The organism is Pseudomonas sp. MPC6, from assembly GCF_006094435.1.
Taxonomy (GTDB): domain Bacteria; phylum Pseudomonadota; class Gammaproteobacteria; order Pseudomonadales; family Pseudomonadaceae; genus Aquipseudomonas.
Genome location: NZ_CP034783.1, coordinates 4,377,232 through 4,400,013 on the forward strand (window position 1 = coordinate 4,377,232; position 22,782 = coordinate 4,400,013).

The following is a 22,782-nucleotide window of genomic DNA, read 5'->3' on the forward strand; positions in this document are numbered from 1 at the left end:
TCACGTAACGACGCCTGCCATCTGGCAAAAATTATCGGTGCGCGTTTTGGGTGATGGCGTCGTAGCCCGCTGTCGCACATTCGCAATCCTGCTCTTCACTGGCACCGGACACGCCGATCGCGCCGACCAGGCGATCGCCCAGGTGCAACGGCAAGGCGCCTCCCATGGGCACCAATCTCGGCCGCAGGATCAAACACTGGCGGACATGGTCGGGGGCATCCCGCAAGCGCTTGCCGACATCGGCGGTGGGCAGGCCGAAAGACACGGCGGTCAATGCCTTGTCCTGGGCCAGATCGATGGTGTGCAGCGGTGCGCCTGCACTTCGACCGAAGGCCAGCAGATGCCCGCCGCCGTCCAGCACCGCGACACTGACCCGCCAGCCATGGTGGCTGGCGTACTGCAAGGCCGTATCCAGCGCCAACCGGGCGGCCGCCATGCTCAACGGGTCGGCCAACTGGGTGTCGGCCAAGGGAATGTCCAGATTCATACACAAATTTCCTTAAGAGAGGTTGCCGACTGCACAACCGGTCTGGCTGGGGGTAACAGATAGCAGGCCAACGTGTGCCACGCTCCGACGTCGCGAAGCCGTCAGTGGCGCCGCAGACCCCGGCAATGGAGAACTGATCAGGGTTGTGCAGGTGGCTCGACCACGCCGGCCCACTCGACATATCGCTGCCAGGTGGCCTTCAGCGTGGCCACCCGATCGAGCTGTTCGGCGGCCAGATCATGGGTTTCGCCCCGGTCCCTTGAGAGGTTGAACAAACGCCAGCGATAAGGCTGGTCGGGTTTGGGGGGAGCACCATCCGGGGCATAGGCAGAAACCAGTTTCCAGTCGCCATCGCGCACATAGGGCTGACCGAACAGCTCGCTGGCGACCTGCGGTGTACGCCCCGGGTCTTGGCCGGTGAGCATCGGCAGCAGCGACTGGCCGGTAAACGGCAGTTTGCCGGCGGGCGTGTCGTCGGTCGGCAGACCTGCCAAGGCCAGGAACGTCGGCGCCAGGTCGTCAACCCGCCCGTAGCCGTGCAGGATGCGCCCTTGCGCAGCACCCAGTCTGGCCGGCAGATGTATGATCGCCGGCACCGCAATGCCGCCTTCGGCACTGGTGCCCTTGACCAGGCTCATCGGCGTCGAGCTGACTTCAGCCCAGCGGGGCCCGTAGCTCACGTTGGAACCCTTGCGCCCGAGATTGGCCAAGGTGTTATCCGTGTGCGCATCGCTCGGTGAATAACCCTTGGCGTGGTCCTCGCCTGCGGCGCCGTTGTCTGACATGAACACGATCAGGGTGTTGTCATACTCACCGATCTGCTTGAGGTGAGCGATCAGGCGACCGACGTTCATGTCCAGGTGCTCAACCATCGCCGCGTAGATTTCCATCTTGCGGGCCTCGACCTCGCGCTCGGCATCGCTCAGCTGCGCCCAGCGCTTGCCCGGGACATCGGCAGGAGGCGCCGGCGGGAAGTCTTGGGCAAACAGACCGAGCTTCTTGAGCCGCGCCAGGCGCTCGGTGCGGATCACGTCGTAACCACCGGCATAGCGACCGCGATATTTGTCGAGGTAGGCGTCTGGCGCCTGCAACGGCCAGTGCGGCGCGGTGTAGGCCGCATAGGCGAAAAACGGTTTGCCGCTGCTGCGACCGGCGTCGATATAGCCGATCAGCTTGTCGGTGTAGGCGTTGCTGGAGAAGAAGGTGTCCGGTAATTCGACCGGCTTGCCGTCCTCTCGGTAGCTGACATTCTCGATGCGCACCTGCGAGCCGGCCAGCGGTTTGAAGTGGCTGGCACCGCCGTCGAGCAGGCTGAACGAGTGGTCGAAGCCCCAGGCCTCCGGGCCCTGCCCCGGCGCCTTGCCCAGGTGCCATTTGCCGGCCATGTAGGTGGCGTAGCCGCCGTCCTTGAGCCGCTGCGCGATGGATTGGGCACGCTGGTTGAGATAGCCCTCGTAGCCCGGCCGTCCTTGCAGGCGCGGGGAAAACGGCAGCACTTCGGCCATGCTGCCCAGCCCGACCAAATGGCTGTCGGTGCCAGACATCAGCATCGAACGCGTTGGCGAACAGGCCGCCGCCGCGTAAAAGCTGCTCAGGCGTACGCCCTGCCGGGCCAGTTGGTCGATATTGGGGGTAGCAATTTCGCCGCCGAAGCTGGCGATATCGGAGAAGCCGAGGTCATCGGCGAGAATCATCAGGATGTTGGGTTGGCCGGCAGCGAATGTACTCGTCGGCAGCAGCCAGGCCAGCAAGGCCAAACGGTTCAATAGTGTCATGGCGATCTCTCTTGTTGTTGTGACGCCAACCCGGTAACGCTCCCGTCGTTGCCGGGCTGACAAAACCAGGCCAACGGCTTACGTTGACCTCGCGTCACCGCCCTTGAGTAAATCCAGCGCGACGTCGACGATCATGTCTTCCTGGCCGCCGACCATGCGCCGTTTACCCAGTTCGACCAGGATGTCGAGGGTCTTCAGGCCGTATTTCACGGCAGCGATTTCGGCGTGGCGCAGGAAGCTCGAGTAGACCCCGGCATAACCCAACGCCAGAGTTTCGCGATCGACCCGCACCGGGCGGTCCTGCAACGGACGCACGATGTCATCGGCGGCATCCATCAGCGTGTACAGGTCAGTGCCGTGGTTCCAGCCCAGTCGCTCGGCGGCAGCGATGAACACTTCCAACGGCGCGTTACCGGCGCCGGCGCCCATGCCGGCGAGGCTGGCGTCGATGCGGTCGCAACCTTCCTCGACCGCAGTGATCGAGTTGGCCACGCCGAGGCTCAGGTTGTGGTGCGCGTGCATCCCGGTCTCGGTTTCCGGCTTGAGCACCGCCTTGAACGCACGGAATCGCTCGCGAATGTCCTGCATGTTCATCGCCCCGCCCGAGTCGGCCATGTACACGCAGGTCGCGCCGTAGCTTTCCATCAGCTTGGCCTGCGCCGCCAACTGCTCGGCCGGGATCATGTGGCTCATCATCAGGAAACCGACGGTGTCCATGCCCAGTTCGCGGGCGTATTCGATGTGCTGTTTCGACACGTCGGCCTCGGTGCAATGGGTGGCGATGCGCACCACCCGCGCCCCGGCGTTGTAGGCCGCTTTCAGGTCATGCACGGTACCGATGCCAGGTAACAACAGAGTGGTGATTTTGGCGTGGCTGATCACATCGGCGGCGGCCTCGATCCACTCCAGATCGGTGTGCGCGGCGAAGCCATAGTTGAAGCTCGAGCCTTGCAGCCCGTCGCCATGAGCGACTTCGATCGAGTCGACCTTGGCCTTGTCCAGGGCGCGGGCGATGTCCTGCACGTTCTGCAGCGAATACTGATGGCGCACCGCGTGGCTGCCGTCGCGCAGGGTCACGTCGGAAATGTAGAGTTTCTTGCCGGGATTAAAGGTCATGTCGGTCTCCTCAGGCGTTGAGCATCGACTGCGCCATGCGCTCGGCGGTGGCCAAGGCAGCGGAGGTCATGATGTCGAGATTGCCGGCGTAGGCTGGCAAGTAATGGGCGGCGCCTTCGACTTCGAGGAACACCGAAGTCTTCAGCCCGGAGAAGGTGCCGAGGCCGGGGATGTGCAGCGGCGCGTCTTCGGGAATGACGTCGAACTGCACTTTCTGCTTGAGGCGATAGCCCGGCACATAGGCCTGTACGGCGGCGGCCATTTCGACAATCGAGGCCTCGACCAGCGCCTGGTCCGCCGCCTCGGACAGCACAAACACCGTGTCGCGCATCATCAACGGCGGCTCGGCCGGGTTCATCACGATGATCGCCTTACCCTTGGCCGCGCCGCCGATCACTTCGATGGCCTTGGAAGTGGTTTCGGTGAACTCATCGATGTTGGCGCGGGTGCCGGGACCAGCGGATTTACTGGCGATCGAGGCGACGATTTCGGCGTAGTGCACCTTGGCCACCCGCGATACGGCCGCGACCATCGGAATGGTGGCCTGGCCGCCGCAGGTGACCATGTTGACGTTGAGCTGGGTCAGGTTCTGTTCCAGATTGACCACTGGCACGCAGTACGGGCCGATGGCTGCGGGCGTCAGGTCGATCAGGCGGATGCCGGGTTTGATCGAGCGCAGGAAGGCGTCATTCTTCACATGGGCACCGGCCGAGGTGGCATCGAAGACGAAGTCGATGTCCTGGAACACGTCCATACGCGTCAGGCCTTCGACGCCTTCGTGGGTCACCGCCACACCCAGGCGCGACGCGCGCGCAAGGCCGTCGGAGGCCGGGTCGATGCCCACCATCACCGCCATTTCCAGGTGCCTGGCGTTACGCAGGATCTTGATCATCAGGTCGGTGCCGATGTTGCCGGAACCGATGATGGCGACTTTGAGTTTCTTGCTCATGAATATTCTCCGCAATGTCAGTCAAATCGCACGGAACAACTGCCGATACCGGCAATGCTCACCCGCAAGTTGTCCCCGGCCACCACTGGCACCATCGCTGACAGTGCACCCGACAGAATCACCTCGCCGGCCTTGAGGCTCATCCCCAGTCGGCCCAGGGTATTGGCCAGCCACGCCACGGCGATAGCCGGCGAGCCCATGGTCGCGGCCCCGGCGCCGGTGCCGACGATGCGGCCGTTTTTCTCCAGCACCATGCCGGTGGTAAAGAGATCGAGCCGGCGCGGATCAACCAGGCGGTCGCCCAGCACAATCACGCCGCATGAAGCGTTGTCCGCAACGGTGTCCTGAATCTTGATTTTCCAGTCGCGGATGCGTGAGTCGACGATCTCGAAGCACGCCATGACCCCCTCGGTGGCGCGCAATACATCCGCGACCGTCACACCGGGACCCACCAGGTCATGCTTGAGTACGAAGGCGATCTCGCCCTCGGCCTTGGGTTGGATCAGCCGACCGATCGGCACCGAAGCGCCCTGCTCGACCACCATGGCATCGGTGAGTTGGCCGAAATCCGGCTGGTTGACCCCAAGCATGTCCATCACGGCCTGGCTGGTAACACCGATCTTCTTGCCAATAAGCCGCTCGCCACTGTCCAGGCGTCGGGCAATCAGGCGTTGCTGGATGCCGTAGGCCTGCTCCAGCGTCAGTTGCGGGTGACTGTCGGTCAGCGGCGCAATGGCCTGGACCTCGCACAGCGCGGTGAAAAGCCGGTCGCCCAGTCGGTCGATATCCACGGAAAAATCATTCACGTTCATTACTCCTGCCAACCTGTGGCGAAAATTCGTTCATAGCCCCTGGCTCATGGTTCATGCGCAGGATTCCCGGACAACGGTGGTCGACTCGGCGGCCGCTTGGGAGGGGGACAACAGGAAACAGGCCAGCGCCGGCACCAGGATCAGCGCCACCAACATGTTGCACAGGAACATGAAGGTCAGCAGCACACCCATGTCGGCCTGGAACTTGATCGGCGAGAACACCCAGGTGACCACCCCCAGGGACAGGGTCAGGCCGGTGAACACCACCACCCTGCCGGTGAACTGCAGTGCCTGGCGATATGCCACGGCGAGGGTGGCGCCACGGCGCAACCAAAACAGCATGACGCTGAGGATGTACAGCCCGTAGTCGACGCCAATGCCGACGCCCAGCGCCACGACCGGCAAGGTCGAGACCTTCAGGCCCATGTCCAGCTTGACCATCAAGGCTTCGGCCAGCAGTGACGTCAGGATCAGCGGCAACACCGCACAGACCACCGCACGCCAGGAATGGAAAGCGAGAAAGCACAGCAGCGTCACGGCCAGGTAAACCCCGAGAAGCATCTGCGTGTTGGCCTTCTTCACCACGATATTGGTAGCGCTTTCAATGCCGGCGTTGCCGGCCGCCAGGATAAATTGCGCCTGCTCGTCGTTGAACATCCGGGCGAAGTGTTCGCTGGTCTGCACCACGGCGCCCAGGGTGTCGGCCTTGTGGTCCTTGAGGTAGGCGTAGATCGACAACAAGTCGCAGGTGCCATTGAACAGCTCGCGCGGCGCTCGTATGGCGGCGGCGTTGATCATGGCCTGGTTGGGCAGCAGCTCGTCCCACTTGAAGTTGCCTTCGTTCATGCCGACGTTGATCTTGCGGGCCAGCCCCGTAATAGCGTTGGTGGTTTCCACGCCCGGCAGTTGCCGCAGCCGCCATTCGAGCTCCTCCACCTTGCGCAAGGTGTCGTAATTGATGCACTGCCCGGGAGGCGTCTTGACCATGACCACGAAAACATCGCTGCTGGCCTGGTAGTGCTCGATCATGAACTGGTTGTCACGGTTGTAGCGCGAGTCGGCGCGCAGCTCGGGTGCACCGGGGTCGAGGTCGCCGACCTTCAGTTCCTTGCCCACCAGCACCGCAGCTGCCGCGATCAGCAGCGCCAGGCCAATGGCGACCGCCGCCGCACGCGGCTGGGTGAAGCGCTCGAAGGTGCGGACCAGCAGTGGTGGCCGGGCCTCCTCGTCTTCACGGCGCAGGCTGCGGGCCGCGGCCTGCGGCGAGACGCCGGTGAACGAGAGCATGATCGGCAGCAGCGCCAGGTTGGTGAACACCAGAATCGCCACGCCCAGGCTGGCTATAATTGCCAACTCCCTGATCACCGGCACATCAACGATGGTCAGCACGGCGAAGCCGACCACATCGGCCAGCAGTGCGGTCATGCCGGCGGCGAACAGGCGGCGAAAGGTATAGCGCGCAGCGATCAGTTTGTGCGTGCCACGGCCGACGTCCTGCATGATGCCGTTCATCTTCTGCGCACCATGGCTGACGCCAATGGCATAGACCAGAAACGGCACCAGGATCGAATAGGGATTGAGCTCGTAACCGAATAAGGGCAACAGGCCGAGCAGCCAGGTCACGCCGATCAGTGTGCAGCCTTGAACCACCAGGGTGCTGCGCACGCAGCGGGTGAAAAAATAGAGGATCGCCGACGTGATCAGCACCGCGACGGCAAAGAACGCCAGCACGGCATAGAGCCCTTCGATCAGGTCGCCCATGACTTTGGCGAAACCGATGATGTGGATGTCCACGTTCTCGCCCTGATACTTCTGGCGCAACTGCTCCAGGCCATCGGTAAGGGTTTTGTAGTCCAGGGCCAGACCGGTCTTGGGGTCTATGTCCAGCAAGGGCAGGTAGATGATGGTCGAGCGCAGGTCGGGCGCGACCAACTGGCCGATTTCGCCGGAACGGTCGACGTTGGCGTGCAGGGCCTCCAGGCTTTCGCGGCTGCCATCAAAGCCGTCGGGCACCACAGGACCGCCATCGAAGCCCTCCTCCGTCACCCCCTGCCAGCGGGTCGAGGGGGTCCACAGCGAGCGCATGAAGGCACGGTCCACGCCCGGTACCAGGTACAGGTCGTCGTTGATCCGGCGCAGGGTCTCCATGTATTGCGCACTGAAGATATCGCCCTCGCCGCGCATGGCCACGGCGATGCGCAGGGCGTTGCCGGCCCCCTTGAGATCACCGGCGTGCTCGAGGTAGTTGAGGGTGAAGGGATGATGCGCGGGTATCGTCTTCAGGTAGCTGGCATTGAGCCGAACCTGGCTGGCGCTGAAACTCAGCAGCAGCGTCAGCAACAGGCACAGGCCAATGACCAGAATGCGATGATTGAACAACAATCGTTCCAGGCGATTGCCTGAAAACCTGTCGAAATCCGCCAGCGAAGCGATGGCGGTGAAGCCGTCGGATGAACTGATAGCCATGGTCAGTAACCTTCTCTACAGGCCGGCCTGGCGCAACGCGCTCGGCGGGAAGCGGGTGATGCCGTTGGTACCGACAGCGAGGCTGCCGCCATCGCGTGTCGCCAGCAATGCGACCAGGGGAAAGCGCTGTTGCGCATTGACTGCCGTGAACGTGCGCCCATCGTCATGACTCAACCAGCCGGTACCGGACTCATCGGCCAGCAGCAGGCTGCCATCGGACAGGCGGGTGCCGGCGGTCAGGCTCTTGCTCGTCGCCAATGCCACGGCCTGCCAACGGGTGCCCTGGTCAACGGAGCGAAACACGTGCCCGCGCAGGCCAAAGGCCAACAGGTTGTTATTGGCCGTTGCGAGCAGGCCGAAAAAGCTGCCGTCGTAGGGTTCGTCGAGCCGATTGAAATGCCGAAGTTGCGTGTCGATACGCATCAGGCCGCCGAGTTCGCCGGCCAGATACAGGTGGCCGCCAAGCAGTTGCACGGCATTAAGGTGATGTGAATCACTGCCTTCGAACAACGCGGTCACCGGCGCCCAGTGCTTGCCACCGTCAAGGGTAGAAAAGGCCAGACCGTAGGCGCCTACCACCACAACCTGCCGTGCGCTCAGGCATTGCGCGGCGAGGAACGGCTTGTCAGCCCCCTCTTCGACCAGCCGCCGGGATTCGTCGACACGCTCGGGATCGTTGCGATTCAATTGCACAATGGCCTGGGCAACCTGGAAGCCGTCCAACTGCAGGGTCCAGTTCTGGCCACCGTCTTCGGTCTTGAGGATGACCCCGCGATGACCGACCGCCCAACCGGTATTGGCATCGGCGAAGCACAGCCCCGTGAGGCTGACCGACACCGGCACGTTGGCCTGTTTCCAGCGCTGGCCCTGGTCGTCGGAGTAGAGGATGTGGCCGCGCACACCGGCGACGACCAGGCGCTCGCCAGCCTGGGCGATGGCGTTGAGCGCCGAGCGTGGCGCCAGGGCACTGAGCGCGGCCTTCTGATTCAGCGTATCGGGCGCTCCCTTATCGGGCGCGGCGGCAATCGCGAAGCTGGCCTGCGCTAACCAGCCGAGCACGCTGAGTACGAGCACACAGGTCAGACCATATTGTTTGTTATTCACCGTAAACCTCCGGTCAGTCTGGCGACCGCTCTCTTCTGGAGACCGGTCGCCGGGAAGATCAGCGTGCGCTCATTTTGGTCAGCGACTCGGGTGCGAAGAAGCTCTCGCGACGACGCTCGACGATCTGGTACTGCTCGTTGCCGGCATCGCCCAGGGCGCAGTTATAGATCCACGCCTTGGTGCGGTGGTCATGGAAGAAGCCGGTGCAGTAGTTGACAGTGGCCGGGATATCCGGGGCGGCAAACGGGGTGGTCAATGCAGTGCGCCACAGCGTGCCCTCTGCATCCCAGCCGTCGATGCTGGCGTTGCCCCAGTTGTCCTCGTCGTAATAGAACATGCGCTTGGGCACAGCATGGCGCTTGCCGGGCTTGAGGGTCGCCTCGACCACCCAGACACGGTGCAACTCCCAACGCATGAAGGCAGGTTTTACGTGGCGCTTGTCCATGACTTCCTCGTCACCATGGCTGAGCAGCGCGTTATTGTTGTAGGGGATCAACAGTTCCTTCTTGCCGATCAGCTTCCAATCGTAACGCTCCGGTGAACCGGCACCGCCGAAGGTTTCGTCAACAAAATTGACCCCCGAGGCGACAGCGTTCGGCGTGTCGAAGTTGATGCTCGGCGCGCGGCGCACGCGGCGCTGGCCGGCCAGGTATTGCCAGAGGGTGCGGCCTTTTACGTAGTCGGTGACGTTGTGCACCATCAGCGCCTCACCCGCACGGAATGCCGGGGCATAGGTCAACTGGATGGCTAGCATGTAGTTCGGATTGGGCGCCGTCTCGGCGGTCAGTTCCTTGTAATAGAAAGGGTACTGGCCTTCGTCGATGGCCGCAGTCGCCAGCACGCGCTGGCCATCGGTGGTGGTGGTCCATACCTTGTACTTGCTGTGAGTCGCCTCGCCGCGCCATAAAGTCTGGTGATTCCACATCACCTCGTTGCCGTTCTTCGGAATCGGGAACGGCACACCACCATAGGCGCCCTTGACCACCAACCCATCTGCTTCCAGGGTGGCCTGGGTGGCATTCTTGAAGGTGTTGTCGTAGACCCACTGCGGCGCCGCCGCGGTACGGCGGGTTGGGTAGACGTCGAGCTTGAAAGTCTGTGGGTTGTCCTTGAGCAGCTGCTTGACGCCGTCGGTGAGTTTGTCGGCGTATTGGCTCATGTTGGCCGCCGTCACACTGTACAGCGGCTTGTCGTCCTTGAACGGATCGAAGGCGCGGTGCCCTTCCTGGAAACCGGCCGGTACCTGAGTGTAGCCCCCGGTCCAGGCGGGAATACTGCCGTCAGCGTTACCGGCGCGCTCGGCACCCAGCGGGGTCAGGGCGCTTTTCAGCACTTGCGCCTCGGCACCACTGACAGCCGCATGGGTGACGGAAGCCGACAGTGAAAGGGTAAGGCAGGCGAGCAATTGAGTGATCTTATTCTTGTGCATGACAAATACTCAAAAGGTATGGGAGACACTGAAGGCGATGAAGTCGCGGTCGGCGTTCGTCTGCTTGAAGGTCTTGATGCCGTTGATGTTGATCGGCGCCGACGGCCCGTAGTAGCCGGTGTAAGCGAGGGTGAACGTGACTTGCTTGAGGTAGTCCGCGGAGAGGCCGATGTTGTAGTCGCCGCCCTTGGCCTGGCTGAAGCCGCCGACCGCCGATGAACGACCGTCGATGCCGTAGCTCAGGCCCATTGGCACCGACAAGTCGACGCCGTCGAACACCTGGAAGTACTGCGGGGTGAACGCGGCACGAATCGCAGTGGCGTCGCGGGTCCCGTTGGGGTCCAGATTCTGCGGGTTCTTATCGACGCTGAGGGTGCGGTTCCAGGCCAGCTCGGCGAGCAGGCTGGCGCCATCCCACAGGCTGGAAGTCGGCATGACGTAGATCGTATTGATCTGCGCATGGGCGGTCCTGCCGACGGCGTACAGCCGGTTGTGATCATTGCTGGCGTTGCCGGCAAGGTCGGTCAGGGTGAGACTGACCAACGGTGCGTTGTCGCGAATCGACGCCTCGAAGGCAACGTTGGCATCACCGATGCCACGCGTGGCGCTAAAGCCATAAGCCTTGATGTCTTCGGGGAACACCAGCATGTACTCGCCGATCTGGTCCGCGCGACTGCCTGCGCCAACCCCGGGACGCAGCTGAACCTGGAAGTTCTTGTCGTGGTAGTTGATGGCGTACAGTCCGAAGTCGGTATCCAGTGCCTCGGAGCGGTAGCGCAGTTGCACGCCCCACTGACCGGAGTCACGCGCCTCGATGTCTTTGCCGCGATAGAACGACGCCGCAGGCGCACCGTTCGGAAGACGCCCCACGACGATCCTTTCACCGCCTTCGTCGAGCAGGTCGGCCGGGCTGAAATAGCTGCCCGCCCCAGGAATACGGGTACGTTCCCACTCGAACTGGTAGTAGCCGCCGACCGAAACGGTCGGGGTGATCTGCAGTTGGGTGGAGAACTGTTTGACCGGTAACCCAAGCTCCTTGAACTGCGAGTTGGGGACGGTCAGCGCACGTACCGCATCGATCGGTTGCTGGCCCGCGGCAATGCCGTTGCCGCCGTAGAACAGGCTTTCACCGTATAGCAACGAGTGCTGGCCCAGACGCGCCACCCCCCACATTTCATCGCCAAGATCGTAGTTGGCGTAGACAAACGCATCGCGGAATTCCGCGTCGCGGCCGTGCAGGTCGCGCGTATCTTTGGTGAACTGGTCGTGACGTACGCTGTAGGAGTTGACGGTGCCCGGTGAGTCGTTGTCGTTGCCTTTGTTGTACACATCGTCGTACCAGGCCGCGCCGCTGACGCGCGCACCGACCTTCTGGTAAGCGACGTCAAACTCCGAGAACAAGTCCAGGCGGTTGGAGATCATGCCCTTGTCGAAGTTGCGATCGCCATCGTCCAGGTTCGAGTCCGCGACCAGCTTGTCGTGCTGGTCCTTGACCCGCCAGGCGTTGGAATACTTGACGTTGGTATCGAAGCGAACCTTCAGGTCGGGGTTGCCGGTATCGAAATCAGCCGCATACGCGCTTGATAACACCGAGCAGCCGAGCAAGGCCGCTGTTAGCCGAGTCAGCCGTAGACGCTGCTCTGCCGCCCGCACGGAGCCGGGCACTCGATTCTGATGTTTAGACATTAAAAGACCTCTGCGACACTAAGCCGTTTTTTTGTTTTTATGAGTGACCGTCAAGTAAGCGGTAGTCGGGTCTCGTCGGGAGGAATGCGTTCCTCCCGATCCAGCGATTCAGTCGTTGAGCGACACCGGGTCCAGGCCGAACATCATCGGTGGCAGTTGCTGCCCCAACAGATAGGCGCCAAGCATGCCCGCGGTGTCATCGGCATTCTGGGTAATGTGGTTGGACGCGGCGATGACATCGCGCAGGATGCGCTGCAGTGGATTGTTCAGGTAAATGCCACGGGCCGACGTGGCCTTGAACAGCAGCATCACCGCCTCTTCGCAGTCGCGACCGACTCGGGCGATGTCGAGCATGTAGTGCACGCGATCGAAGGCCGGTACCAGCTCGCGGCGCTCGACGTACTCACTGCTCTCGGCCAGCATTTGCAAGAGGCGCGCACGGGCCGAACGCACCCGGACCACCGCATTGCCCAACCGGTCCTTGACGTAAGGGCTCAGTGCCGCCCCTGCGCCGTCCGTGGTGTTGGTGCGCACACTCATCTGCCGGATGTACTCATCGATCCCACCCTGGGCCATCCCCACGATCAAGGCCGAAACGGCACCGAAGAAGATCTGGTTGAACGGGTACAGATAGTTCGCCGGGCGTTCGCTGTAGGTGTACTGGATCAGGCTGTGGGCACGGTGATACGGCACGAACGCATGCTTGATCACCAGGCTCTTGCTGCCGGTACCGGCCAGGCCGAAGGTGTGCCAATCGTCTTCAATGACCCATGCGGAGCTGGGCACCAGCATCGACATGCGATCGATCACCTGACCGCTGGCATCACGCCGCAGGCCGCCGAGAAACGCCCATTTGCCGTGATCGCAACCGCTGGAGGTTTTCCACGTGCCGCTGATGTTGAAGCCACCCTCGACCTCTTCGACCTTGCCGAATGGCGGGTAGGACGAGGCGGTGATCACGGCATTGTCCTCACCCCAGGCATCCAGGCATGCCTGCTCTGGCAACGAACCGTATTCCCACTGGTGGATACCCAGAATCATCATGTTCCAGGCGCTGCTGCAGCAGCCACGCCCCAACTCCATCAGGACTTTGTAGAACACCGCGGGCGCCATCTCCCAGCCGCCGTATTCCTTGGGCTGGAGGATCTTGAAGAAACCGGCGTCGACGAACGCCTGTATGGTCTGGCTGGACACCATCCGGTTCTTTTCCACTGAGTCGGCTTTATCCATCAGCATCGGAAGCAAGCCACGGGCGCGTTCGAGCAATTGCGCTTCGGTTGGAATCGCCTGGGCATCCACAGTCTCGGTAGGCTTGACGAAATTGTTCATAGGTCTGTGATCTCTGGTTTATTGTTTTTGTCGGGTTGAAAGCCGTCAGGGCTTCACTTGAGCGCAGCGAACCTGCTGTTGAAATACACCAAGGCGCCGTCCTGCTCCTGCAGGCCGCGGACACCGACGACTTCGCCGATAAACATGTCGTGGGTGCTGGCCGGGATGACTTGTTCCAACCGGCACTCGAAACTCACCAGCGCGTCTTCGAGCAAAGGCACGCCAGTGACCCCCGACTCCCAGCAACCTTCTGCAAAGCGCTCCTCGCCGCTGACCCCTTCGACCATTCCGGCAAAGCGCTTGGCAATGAACTCCTGGTCATGGGCCAGCACATTGATGCTGAAAGCGCCGGCGCGCTGAATCACTTCATGCGCCCGAACATTACGGTTCACGCAGATCAGCAACCGCGGCGGGTCGGCGGTGATCGAACACACCGCCGTTGCCGTCAGCCCGGCTCTCTCGCTGTCACTGCCGCTGGCGATCACCACACAGGCGCCGGCCAGATGGCGCATGCCCTTACAGAAATCAGCGGTGGCCACCGTCGGCGGAATCACTGCTGGCGTACTACTTGATTGAATGGCGTTTAACATCTGGAAAACCTCACTGTGTCGCAGGCACGGGTAGCCCGCAGGCGTGATTGCTGCATGACCAGGCCGGCAGCCCGTCGTGGCTCAGAGAACGATGTTGCGTTTGTGACCCCAGTCGCTCATTTTGTTGAACGCCTTCACTTCCCAATGCCGGTCGTCAATGACCACCCCGCCCCAACCCATTTCGAAGTTGAACCCCGAAGGGGTCTGGGCATAGAAAGAAAAGGTCCTGTCGTTCGGGTGATGACCGAGTTCGAGAATGATCGGGATGCCCGCCTTGATGCAGCGGTCGTAGGCCAGGCCGACGTCGTCCATGTTCTGCACCTGGACCATGAAGTGGTTGAGCACCTTGGGGCTGGGCGCCTGCGCCGTGGCGATGGAATGATGACGGCCCGTTGCGGTGTGGAAGAACGTGGCGTCCACCACGATGCCCGGTTGCACTTCCTCACGGATGTAATCGCTGACTCGCAGCTTCAACACATCCTTGTAGAAGCTCACGGTTTGCGGCCCGTTCTTGGCAAACGGCAGGAGGTGGCCGATGCCCAGATCGCCGGTGACAAAACTGCCCTTGAGCACTTTCGACCGAAACACGTCGTTCAGGCCGGCTTCGCTGTGGCCGAAGAAAAACTCGTGAGTGAAACCGTTCGGGTCCTGGACGCTGTACGCCTTTTCCACCCTGCGACGTTGCAACAACTCACGGGAAAGTACTTCGACCGCAACCTCTTTTTCCCGCAGCTCGCCGACATAACTTTCAAGCTCCTGCTCGCTGCGAAACTGCCAGCCGGCCACCAGGATGTCGTCGATCGGATTCTTTTCCAGGAAGAATCGCTGGGCGTATTCATCCATGCGCAAGGTCAGCCCCTGCTCGTCGCGATGGGCCACCTGCATGCCGATGATGTCAGTGGCCAGCCACTGCCACTGATCAAGGTCGCTTACACCGAATCCTGCGTAGGCCAACGAGTGAATTTCTGCCACTTGCCTGCACCTCATCTTGTTTTTGTTGTTCTGCTCTTTCTGATGACGCTTTGAAGAACAGCTGTTGAAGGGACAAGAGCAAGCGCTGTGCCAGCATTGGAACGTCAGCAAAAATAAATAATTTATCCTTATTAATCATTGCCTTATGAACAACAGGCAGCAGGTTTATGGCCACGATGCAGGGGTCGCTCGACGGCAGGAAAATTTAAGAAAATTCGAAAACTGCGAATTTCATTCAAGGATTTTCGTGAACCCGAGGCTGGTGAAAAAATTTTGGGATTGCAGAGAATGGATAGCGCGCCCAAGACACCCTGTGCTTCAGTGCGTGCAGCATGTAGGAGCGAGGCTTGCCGGCGAAGGCGCCCGCTCAATCACCACCGAAAGGCGCTCATGACATTTCTGGCACGCGTCTGGCATTGGGTAGTGGCTTCTGCTATTGGCTATTTTGCTGTTTGCCTTCAACAAGTAATAAAAACATAGGCGCACTTGATGACTTCTTTCCCCATCGATGACGAAGCGCGTTCGCGGCAGTCGCGTAATCGCAACGGCATTAACATCATCACCGACCTGCGTTTCCCGGACATGCAGGACCTAGTCGACCGGCTGTATTTCAACCCCAAGGAGGGGCTGATCTGGCTGGGTGATAAACGCATGATGCTGATGCATGTAGAGGCGTTCGGCGCGTTGCGTCAGGAGCTGCTGGAAAGCAACGGCGTGGAGTTCACCCGAGGCCTGTTGACCCGCGTCGGCTACCTGACGGGCCAGCGTGATGCCGACCTGGCCATCCAGGCCCGCGGCACGGGTAATGAACTGGACATCGCGGCGGCCGGGGGGCAGTTGCACGCCTTGTCCGGCATCGTCGAAGTCGCACCGGTGTGCATCGAGTTCGATCACGCCAAGGGCTTCAAATACGGCGAGTTCACCTGGAAACGCTCGGTCGAAAGTGACGTCCATATCGCCGCCAACGGCGTCAGCACCGACCCTATCTGCTGGATGGAAGTGGGCTACAGCTCAGGGTTCATGAGCCGCCTGATGGGCCGTCGTCTGCTGGCCCGGGAAACCCAATGCCAGGGCTGCGGACATGATCTGTGCCGGGTGATCGTCAAGCCGGTCGAGGACTGGGACAACACCGAAGAGGACCTCAAATACTTCCAGCCACAGGTCACCGACCATCGCCGGACACAACCGGTCAAGCCGGTTACAAGCACCCCCGTCAATACGGCGCCGTCGCCCTTCGGCCTGGTAGAGAGCCAACCCTCGGTGAGCGAATTCGGCCGCCCGGTGGGCAGTTCCGCCGCGTACCACATCGCCATGCATAAAATCCTGCGAGTGGCAGGCACCAATGCCACGGTCCTGCTGCTGGGCGAGAGCGGCGTCGGCAAAACCATGTTCGCCCACGAGTTGCATGGCAACAGCCTGCGGGCCAACACGCCTTTTGTGGAGATCAACTGTGCCGCCATCCCCGAGCAACTGATCGAGTCGGAACTGTTCGGCGTACAGCGCGGCGCCTATTCGGGCGCGACGGACCCACGGCCGGGGCGTTTTGAAATTGCCCATGGCGGCACGATTTTCCTCGACGAGGTGGCCACCTTGAGCATGACCGCCCAGGGCAAACTGCTGCGAGTGCTGCAAAGCGGTGACCTCGAACGATTGGGCAGCAATAAAACGATCAAGGTCGACGTGCGGGTCATCGCCGCCACCAACGAAGACCTCGCCAAGGCAGTCAAGGCCGGCCGGTTTCGCAGCGACCTGTTCTATCGGCTGAACGTGTTTCCGATCACCATCGCCCCCTTGCGCGAACGCAAGGACGACTTGCCCCTGTTGCTCGACACGGTGATGCGCAAATTGTGCGCCCTGCACGGCCGTCACTTGACCGGTGTGGCGCCCAGAGCCTTGCAAGTCATTCTGGATTACCACTGGCCGGGCAATATTCGCGAGTTCGAGAACGTCATCGAGCGGGCCATCATCCTCTCCGACGACGGTGACATGCTGGATATCCGTCATCTCTCGGGCCTCGATGCCTTGGGCGGGCAGCTCGAGCGCATCGGTACCGTCAGCTGGGACAGCGGCCCGGCCATCGGCATTCGCATGCCCCAGGTCGACGTTCCAAGCGTAGGCTTGGCGCAGCAGGACAATGCCAGCCATGACCAACTGCTCGCGGTCGCGCAACGCACGCTGCAACGGGGGCCGGTACGCCTGAGTCAGATCGAGGAGGTGTATATCGAAGTGGCCATGCAGCTCAGCGAAAATAACATCTCGCGCGCCGCCACCTTATTGGGGCTGAGCCGTGCGCAACTGGATTATCGACTGAAAAAAATGTCGTCGGACGAATCCGGCGCCCAGCGATAGTCGTAGAGACAACACCGGGCGATAGCGGACTTCAAGAGAGGGCCGGGATCGCCTTGGTGGCGGCTCCCGGTGAGCGTTGGCGATCAGTCGAAAGCGACGGCCGAGTCAATGCTGGTGCAAAAGCGCGCGATACTGGCCATCGAATTTTCATGCTCTTGCGCCGACGGCGATGCGCAACAGTCTTCCAGTACCCACACATCGAAATCCCGATCGTGGGCATCTCGTACCGTGGCCTGGACCACCGCTTGAGTACTGACACCGCTGCAGTAGATGCGCTCGATGCCTTCGCGACGCAACAGCACTTCCAGGGAGGTGCCATAGAAAGGTGAAACCCGGTGCTTGACGATGTTCCACTCGTTCGCCAAGGGTGCCAGCTCATCATGCACCGCCCCGCCCCAGGCGTCCTTTTTCAAAATGCCGTTTTTTGCGATGGCGCCGAACACCTGGGAGGCGGGATTGGCTTCGCGATGGTCGTCGGAAAACGCTACCCGCACAAACGCCACCGCAATGCCTTTGCCGCGCGCCTTGGCAATGGCCGCTGCCGTACGGGCGATCAATTCGCGGCTGCGTACCTGCTCGCCCAGCGGCCCCTTGCCACTGGCCCCGTCGGGGTGAACCAGATCGTTTTGCATGTCCAGAACCAGATAAATACTTTTCATCATGCTTTTCCCTTGGTTGGAATCAGTCGCACCACAGTGCACCGTTGATATCGAGGATTTCCCCGCTGATAAATCCTGCCTTGTCCGACAGCATGAAGCTGACGGCCGACGCCACTTCTTCGGCTCGGCCCATGCGTCCCAACGGGATCAGCGCGCGCAGATTGTCCGGGAAGGACGTGGTCATTTCAGTGGCGATAGGGCCTGGCGCCACGGCGTTGACCCGAACCCCGGCGCTGGCCAATTCCTTGGCCAGGAACAGGGTCATGGTGTGCACCGCCGACTTGGACATGCCGTAAGCGACGCCACCGGCTCGTGTCTGTTCATTGGCATCCAGCCAAGGGCGGGCGTTGCCACCGTTCTTGCCGACCACTGAACCGATGTTGACGATGCTCCCCTGCTTGCGCTCGGCCATCAGTTGGCCGATCAGCTGACAAGGAATCAGCGTGCCCTGTACGTTGACCCGCATCACCCGTTCAAACTCCGAGACCTTGAGTTCCAACGCGCTACCCGTGGACAAGACTCCCGCGACATTGACCAACGCAGTGATGGGCCCCATGTCATCTTCGATCTGCTCGACCACATCGCGCACGGCGATGCGCGAAGCCACATCGCAGGAATAGAAACGCATGTTCGGGCCCAACACTCGCGGCTCGGCCAGGTCCAGCGCCGCGACCTGATAACCTTCACTGCTCAGCAGCTTGCACACTGCGCTGCCAATGGCACCGCCGGCACCGGTCACTACCGCGACGCTCATTGCGCACCCCGCTGCTGCATCGCGGCCTGGCCCGCCAGGCGGCCGAACACCAGGCCCTTGAGGACTGAAGTGCCGCCGGCGTAGTTGCCGAAATACAAGCCCACGGTTTCACCGGCGGCATAAAGGTTGCCAATCGGTTGACCATCGGCGTTTATCACCTGCGCACGCTCATCCACCTTGAGGCCACCGAAGGTGAACACGTTGGCGGAAATGATCGGGTAGGCGAAAAACGGGCCGGCATCCAACGGCAGCGCCCAGTTGCTTTTAGGCGGTTGCAGGCCCTCGGTAGCCACGCCATCGAGTTGCAACGGCTTGTAGTCCCCGGGGACACAGGCGGCGTTATAGCGGCTCACTGTGTCTTGCAAGGTGCTTGGGCAAACACCCAGCTTCGCGGCCAGCCCGGCCAGGGTCGCCCCTTCGATCGCGGCCTGATCGGTGCGGATCGCCAGGCGGTAGTTGGGGACGTCCTTGACCTTCTGATCGAGAATGACCCAGGCAATGCCTTCATCCTGCTGGTAGATCTGCCGCGTCACCCGTTCGTACCAGGCGTCCACCGTACCCGGTGCTTCGTCGGTGAAGCGCAGCCCCTGTTTGTTGATCAAAATGCCATAGGGGAACACGAAAATGGACGGCTCGGAGATACCCGAGCGCGGGTCCACGGGTTCGGCGTGATAGCTGCCGTAATCGCCACTGGCGGCGGCGCCGACGTCCAGCGCCATCTGGATGCCTTCACCCCGGTTGTAATAGGCGCCCTTGCACACCGGGCGCAAATACACCGAGCGCGGCCCCAGGTAGCGGCTGAGCATTTCCGTGTTGCCTTCAAAGCCGCCGCTGGCCAACACCACGGCACCGCGGAAAACCAGATCGCCCTGCAGACGTGAAAGGGCCCGGATGCCGAGCACCTTCGCATAACCTTCGGTCAATAATTCGCGCCCGGAGGTTTCATAGAAAAACTCTGCGCCCAGGGCCTCGGCTTTGGCCGCCAGGGCTTCGACGATGGCCTCGCCACCGCCGACCGGCAGCAACCGTGGCTGGGTGCTGGTCAGGAATTGGGTCGGCAGGAAATCGAACTTCACGCCGTGGCGCTTCAGCCATTCAATGGTGCCCGGCACTTGTTCGGCAAAGGTGCCGATCACACTGGCGTCCACGGAGCCCAGCGCGCGGGTCTGCGCCGACCAGTCAGCGCGATCGGCGAGGGTTTCGGCGACAAAATCCGGGTCCTGGTAATAGCCGGAATGCTCGGCCAGGAACTGGTCGAAATCGTCGGTCACCTCCGTATGGCTCTTCATTCGCAGATAGGCCTCGGTGAAGCGGCTCTGCCCGCCCCGCTCTTCTCGACTGGCCCGTTCCAGCACGGCCACGCGCAGGCCGCGCTCGGCGCCTGCCACTGCCGCCGACAGACCGGCGACACCGCAGCCCACCACAATCAGATCGAAGTTTAATTCAGCCATGGGTAGTTCCTCTCTTGGTGGCTGGTACTATAGAAATCGCTGCCCCTGGGTTCGAGCCTGACGCGGCTAATGGGCTATTAGAAAAAGGTGAAAACCGATGGACAGACTCTGGGCAATGCAGGTGTTCGTGCGCGTGGTGGAATGCGGCAGTTTCAGCCGCGCCGCCGAGTCGCTGGACATCGCCAATGCCACCGTGACCTCCAGCGTGCGCAAGCTGGAGGACTACCTGGGGGTGACGTTGTTATCGCGCAACACCCGTTCGTTGCGCTTGACCGACGACGGCGAAGGTTATTTCCAGCAGTGCAACCAGGTGCTGCAGCTGGTCAGCGACATGGAAGCCCAGGTTCGTCAGAAGAAAGGTGAGATCAGCGGACAGTTATGCATCGAGTCGCCGGCGGCGTTCGCCCGTGCGTTGCTGTGCCCGGCGCTACCGGCCTTTACGGCGCAGCACCCCGGCTTGTCCGTGGCGTTGCGCCAGACCGACCATGCCGAAGACCTGATTGCCACGGGCACCGACGTAGCGATCCGCATCGACTCGGTCAATGACGCCGACCTGGTCGCCCGTCCGCTGTATCAAGCGCACTACGTGGCTTGCGCCGCACCCGGCTTGCTCAAACGGATCGGCACGCCCGAACAGCCGCAGGACCTGCAGCCCAAGCACTGCCTGGGGATTTTCGGCGCCGGTCGCTACACCGTATCGGACTGGACCTTTGCCTGCGAGGGCGAGCAACACCAACTGACGCCCCGTGGCGACCTGCACTTCAACAGCACCGACGCGCTGATCCAGGCCGCCTTGGCCGAGCAAGGCGTCATCTATGTGCTGGACGTGTTCGTCAACGGGCTGATCCGCCGCGGCGAACTGGTGGAATTGTTTCCCGACTGGAGCACCGGCAGCCGCAGCTTTTACACGGTGACACCCAAAGCGCGCTTCATTGCGCCACGCACCCGTGCGTTCATCGATTTCATCCTCGCCACCCTGGATGCACAGCGCCGTCCTGCTTCGGGCGCGAGCATCGCGGTACGGCAAGGACGCCGCGGGCTGGTTTAGCGACCCGGTAACGGCTGAAGAATGCCAGTCACTTGCGTGAACTGGCATGTGCCCGGGGCCCTATCGCAACTCGTCCAGTAAAGCAGGCAGCAGCGTTTCCCAAGGGGCCACGATGCCCAGGCTGGCGACCTTGAAAATGTCCGCTTCGGGATCCTTGTTGATCGCCACGATACAGCTGTCCAGGCTGACCCCAGCCAGATGCTGCAGGGTGCCGGAGATACCTACCGCCAGGTAGACCCGCGGGCTGACGAACTTGCCTGATACGCCCACCTGACGCAGCACGGGCACCATGCCCGCATCCACCGCGGGCAGACTGCCGCCCAGTGTTCCGCCCAGGCTCAACGCCAGTTCCTCAAGCAACGCAAAGCCTTGTTCATTGACCCCTCTGCCACCGGACACCACCAGCTTGGCACCCTCCAGAGGCGGCAGGTGTTGGCCGCTGTCACGTTTCTCCAGGGTCAGCGCTCCGGGCAGGAGACCGTGCAGTTCGATGGTGAACACATCAGCGTCGGCTTGCGCATTCAACCGCGCACGACCTGCGCGCAAGCAGGCGAAGGCTGGCCCACGGGTGATCTCCAGGCAGAGGCGCATGCGCCCACCCCATGCCGCGCGTTCCGCCAGCAGCGTATCGCCGTCAAACCCCAGGGCCAGGCAGCGCCCCAACGCCTGGCCATCAAGACCATCGGCCAGCAGCGCCGCCAGCTCTTCGCCTTGGGGGCCGGGTGGCAGCAGCACCAACGGCACGTCGCCGCCCAACCGCGGAATCGCCCTCAGCGCTTCGCCGATCGCCGCGACCAGCACCTGGGGCTCGTCGCATTCACCTAACGCCGCCTGCACGCACTGATACACCTGTCGTGCCCCGGCCCGCATCGCGCACTCGGCATCCCGGGCACTGGGCTGGCTGCTGATCAGCACCGCCGCGAAGCCCTCGGCGCCACTGACCTGTTGCGCTGCGCCCAGTGCCGTTTCCAGCGCCTGAGCGCCCCAGGCTTGGGGAATGACCGTCAGAACTCTGCTCATGGATTGACCCCTTGCTCTTTTAACCAGCTGGACAACGCTTTGGCCTGCTGGCCGACATCCCCGTCCAACAGCCGACACTGCCCCAGACGAGGGATCACCGGCGCGGCGTGTAGCTGTGACAGGGTCATCCCCGTACGTACCGGGGCCGACGCAGCGACATGGGCAAAGGTCATGCGCTTGGCCTGCATGACGTTTTTCATCAGGGGGTGGCGCAGCTTGTTGCGCCGATCATTGGTCACACTCGCCACCAAGGGCTGATCGACCCGCAGCCACTCTTCACAGGTACCGCGCTCGCGCATCAGCCACAGTTGCTCGCCTTGCCATTGGCCGGACTGGGCCATGGCAAACTGCGGTCTGCCAATACTGCGTGCGAGCAATACCGCGATACTGCCTTCATCCAGATCACCTAGTTCACGCCCCACCAGCACCAGTTCGTGCCCGGCATAATCGCGCTCAATCAGCCCGGCCATCTGCGCGGCTGTCTGGCGGGCATCCCACAACTGGCAGGGTTGCAGCGCCAGGCATTGCAACGAATCGGGACGAAAAGCCGCGACACTGCGCAGCAGGTTTTCACTGTTGGCGCCGTCCAGCAACAACACATCGACCTGCGTCGTGGCGCACGCATCCCGCAGCTTCAGCGCGACTTCCAGCGCAGCCTCGTCGAACGGGCTGAGTACACGCCGGGGCGAGCCTTGCTCATCGATCGTCCCCTGGCTATTCAAACTGATGGGGTGCAACGGGAAGCGGATATCCGCGACGCCCGCCAACAGGACAAGAATCTTCATG

At 62.0% G+C, this 22,782-nt stretch carries 19 protein-coding genes; 2 read left to right on the forward strand and 17 right to left on the reverse strand.

Annotated elements, in window-relative coordinates:
* Nucleotides 1–31 precede the first annotated feature (31 nt).
* The 12 genes from ELQ88_RS22265 to ELQ88_RS22320 form a co-directional block, all read right to left on the reverse strand.
* Entirely contained in the window at nt 32–487 is a 456-nt protein-coding gene (locus ELQ88_RS22265; protein ID WP_138967768.1) for a heme-binding protein, read from the reverse strand.
* Nucleotides 488–624: 137 nt separating this feature from the next.
* Nucleotides 625–2,262: an arylsulfatase gene (locus ELQ88_RS22270; protein WP_138967770.1), complete on the reverse strand. Its 1,638-nt coding sequence runs from the start codon at nt 2,260–2,262 to the stop codon at nt 625–627.
* 78 nt (nt 2,263–2,340) lie between these two features.
* Nucleotides 2,341–3,378, reverse strand: coding sequence for a 4-hydroxy-2-oxovalerate aldolase (gene dmpG / locus ELQ88_RS22275; protein WP_138967772.1), 1,038 nt, complete (start codon nt 3,376–3,378; stop codon nt 2,341–2,343).
* Nucleotides 3,379–3,388: 10 nt separating this feature from the next.
* Nucleotides 3,389–4,327: an acetaldehyde dehydrogenase (acetylating) gene (locus tag ELQ88_RS22280; RefSeq protein WP_138967774.1), complete on the reverse strand. Its 939-nt coding sequence runs from the start codon at nt 4,325–4,327 to the stop codon at nt 3,389–3,391.
* A 17-nt stretch (nt 4,328–4,344) separates the two neighbouring features.
* Nucleotides 4,345–5,133: a 2-oxopent-4-enoate hydratase gene (gene dmpE / locus ELQ88_RS22285; RefSeq protein ID WP_228761550.1), complete on the reverse strand. Its 789-nt coding sequence runs from the start codon at nt 5,131–5,133 to the stop codon at nt 4,345–4,347.
* Nucleotides 5,134–5,190: 57 nt separating this feature from the next.
* Nucleotides 5,191–7,605, reverse strand: a complete 2,415-nt coding sequence (locus ELQ88_RS22290) for an MMPL family transporter (RefSeq protein ID WP_138967778.1) — start codon at nt 7,603–7,605, stop codon at nt 5,191–5,193.
* Nucleotides 7,606–7,620: 15 nt separating this feature from the next.
* Nucleotides 7,621–8,709: a YCF48-related protein gene (locus ELQ88_RS22295; protein WP_138967780.1), complete on the reverse strand. Its 1,089-nt coding sequence runs from the start codon at nt 8,707–8,709 to the stop codon at nt 7,621–7,623.
* A 58-nt stretch (nt 8,710–8,767) separates the two neighbouring features.
* Complete coding sequence (locus ELQ88_RS22300) at nt 8,768–10,138, reverse strand: DUF1329 domain-containing protein (protein WP_138967782.1); 1,371 nt, start codon at nt 10,136–10,138, stop codon at nt 8,768–8,770.
* A gap of 9 nt (nt 10,139–10,147) precedes the next feature.
* Nucleotides 10,148–11,824, reverse strand: coding sequence for a DUF1302 domain-containing protein (locus tag ELQ88_RS22305; RefSeq protein ID WP_138967784.1), 1,677 nt, complete (start codon nt 11,822–11,824; stop codon nt 10,148–10,150).
* Between the two features lie 108 nt (nt 11,825–11,932).
* Nucleotides 11,933–13,153 (reverse strand): acyl-CoA dehydrogenase family protein, encoded by a 1,221-nt coding sequence (locus tag ELQ88_RS22310; protein WP_138967786.1) that lies wholly within the window; start codon nt 13,151–13,153, stop codon nt 11,933–11,935.
* A 53-nt stretch (nt 13,154–13,206) separates the two neighbouring features.
* Complete coding sequence (locus ELQ88_RS22315; RefSeq protein ID WP_128873125.1) at nt 13,207–13,743, reverse strand: flavin reductase family protein; 537 nt, start codon at nt 13,741–13,743, stop codon at nt 13,207–13,209.
* A gap of 81 nt (nt 13,744–13,824) precedes the next feature.
* Nucleotides 13,825–14,715, reverse strand: coding sequence for a VOC family protein (locus tag ELQ88_RS22320; RefSeq protein WP_128873123.1), 891 nt, complete (start codon nt 14,713–14,715; stop codon nt 13,825–13,827).
* A gap of 489 nt (nt 14,716–15,204) precedes the next feature.
* Here ELQ88_RS22320 and ELQ88_RS22325 point away from each other — a divergent pair, with 489 nt between their 5' ends.
* Nucleotides 15,205–17,064, forward strand: a complete 1,860-nt coding sequence (locus ELQ88_RS22325) for a sigma-54-dependent Fis family transcriptional regulator (protein WP_138967788.1) — start codon at nt 15,205–15,207, stop codon at nt 17,062–17,064.
* Between the two features lie 83 nt (nt 17,065–17,147).
* Here the strand turns inward: ELQ88_RS22325 and ELQ88_RS22330 are convergent, their stop codons facing one another.
* From ELQ88_RS22330 to ELQ88_RS22340, 3 genes are read right to left on the reverse strand one after another with little or no spacing between them, the layout of a single operon-like run.
* Nucleotides 17,148–17,723, reverse strand: coding sequence for an isochorismatase family cysteine hydrolase (locus ELQ88_RS22330; protein ID WP_138967790.1), 576 nt, complete (start codon nt 17,721–17,723; stop codon nt 17,148–17,150).
* A gap of 22 nt (nt 17,724–17,745) precedes the next feature.
* Entirely contained in the window at nt 17,746–18,477 is a 732-nt protein-coding gene (locus tag ELQ88_RS22335) for an SDR family oxidoreductase (RefSeq protein ID WP_128873118.1), read from the reverse strand.
* Nucleotides 18,474–19,928, reverse strand: coding sequence for an FAD-dependent oxidoreductase (locus ELQ88_RS22340; RefSeq protein WP_138967796.1), 1,455 nt, complete (start codon nt 19,926–19,928; stop codon nt 18,474–18,476). Before ELQ88_RS22340 ends, ELQ88_RS22335 begins: the two co-directional genes overlap by 4 nt.
* Before the next feature lie 97 nt (nt 19,929–20,025).
* Here ELQ88_RS22340 and ELQ88_RS22345 point away from each other — a divergent pair, with 97 nt between their 5' ends.
* A complete protein-coding gene (locus ELQ88_RS22345) occupies nt 20,026–20,976 on the forward strand; it encodes a LysR family transcriptional regulator (RefSeq protein ID WP_128873115.1) in 951 nt (316 codons plus the stop codon).
* Between the two features lie 60 nt (nt 20,977–21,036).
* On the opposite strand, the gene ELQ88_RS22350 is transcribed toward ELQ88_RS22345, so the two are convergent.
* Both ELQ88_RS22350 and ELQ88_RS22355 read right to left on the reverse strand, forming a co-directional pair.
* Nucleotides 21,037–21,996: an electron transfer flavoprotein subunit alpha/FixB family protein gene (locus ELQ88_RS22350; RefSeq protein ID WP_138967798.1), complete on the reverse strand. Its 960-nt coding sequence runs from the start codon at nt 21,994–21,996 to the stop codon at nt 21,037–21,039.
* On the reverse strand, nt 21,993–22,781 hold the full coding sequence (locus tag ELQ88_RS22355) for an electron transfer flavoprotein subunit beta (protein WP_138967800.1): 789 nt from the start codon (nt 22,779–22,781) through the stop codon (nt 21,993–21,995). Before ELQ88_RS22355 ends, ELQ88_RS22350 begins: the two co-directional genes overlap by 4 nt.
* Nucleotide 22,782: the final 1 nt, after the last annotated feature.

Bases quoted from the DNA above. Each gene is read 5' to 3' on its own strand.
- ELQ88_RS22350 (WP_138967798.1), bottom strand. From the start codon at position 21,996: ATGAGCAGAGTTCTGACGGTCATTCCCCAAGCCTGGGGCGCTCAGGCG.
- ELQ88_RS22270 (WP_138967770.1), bottom strand. From the start codon at position 2,262: ATGACACTATTGAACCGTTTGGCCTTGCTGGCCTGGCTGCTGCCGACG.
- ELQ88_RS22300 (WP_138967782.1), bottom strand. From the start codon at position 10,138: ATGCACAAGAATAAGATCACTCAATTGCTCGCCTGCCTTACCCTTTCA.
- ELQ88_RS22290 (WP_138967778.1), bottom strand. From the start codon at position 7,605: ATGGCTATCAGTTCATCCGACGGCTTCACCGCCATCGCTTCGCTGGCG.
- ELQ88_RS22340 (WP_138967796.1), bottom strand. From the start codon at position 19,928: ATGGCTGAATTAAACTTCGATCTGATTGTGGTGGGCTGCGGTGTCGCC.
- ELQ88_RS22265 (WP_138967768.1), bottom strand. From the start codon at position 487: ATGAATCTGGACATTCCCTTGGCCGACACCCAGTTGGCCGACCCGTTG.
- ELQ88_RS22310 (WP_138967786.1), bottom strand. From the start codon at position 13,153: ATGAACAATTTCGTCAAGCCTACCGAGACTGTGGATGCCCAGGCGATT.
- ELQ88_RS22330 (WP_138967790.1), bottom strand. From the start codon at position 17,723: ATGAAAAGTATTTATCTGGTTCTGGACATGCAAAACGATCTGGTTCAC.
- ELQ88_RS22335 (WP_128873118.1), bottom strand. From the start codon at position 18,477: ATGAGCGTCGCGGTAGTGACCGGTGCCGGCGGTGCCATTGGCAGCGCA.
- ELQ88_RS22325 (WP_138967788.1), top strand. From the start codon at position 15,205: ATGACTTCTTTCCCCATCGATGACGAAGCGCGTTCGCGGCAGTCGCGT.
- ELQ88_RS22355 (WP_138967800.1), bottom strand. From the start codon at position 22,781: ATGAAGATTCTTGTCCTGTTGGCGGGCGTCGCGGATATCCGCTTCCCG.
- ELQ88_RS22345 (WP_128873115.1), top strand. From the start codon at position 20,026: ATGGACAGACTCTGGGCAATGCAGGTGTTCGTGCGCGTGGTGGAATGC.
- ELQ88_RS22315 (WP_128873125.1), bottom strand. From the start codon at position 13,743: ATGTTAAACGCCATTCAATCAAGTAGTACGCCAGCAGTGATTCCGCCG.
- ELQ88_RS22280 (WP_138967774.1), bottom strand. From the start codon at position 4,327: ATGAGCAAGAAACTCAAAGTCGCCATCATCGGTTCCGGCAACATCGGC.
- dmpG (WP_138967772.1), bottom strand. From the start codon at position 3,378: ATGACCTTTAATCCCGGCAAGAAACTCTACATTTCCGACGTGACCCTG.
- ELQ88_RS22305 (WP_138967784.1), bottom strand. From the start codon at position 11,824: ATGTCTAAACATCAGAATCGAGTGCCCGGCTCCGTGCGGGCGGCAGAG.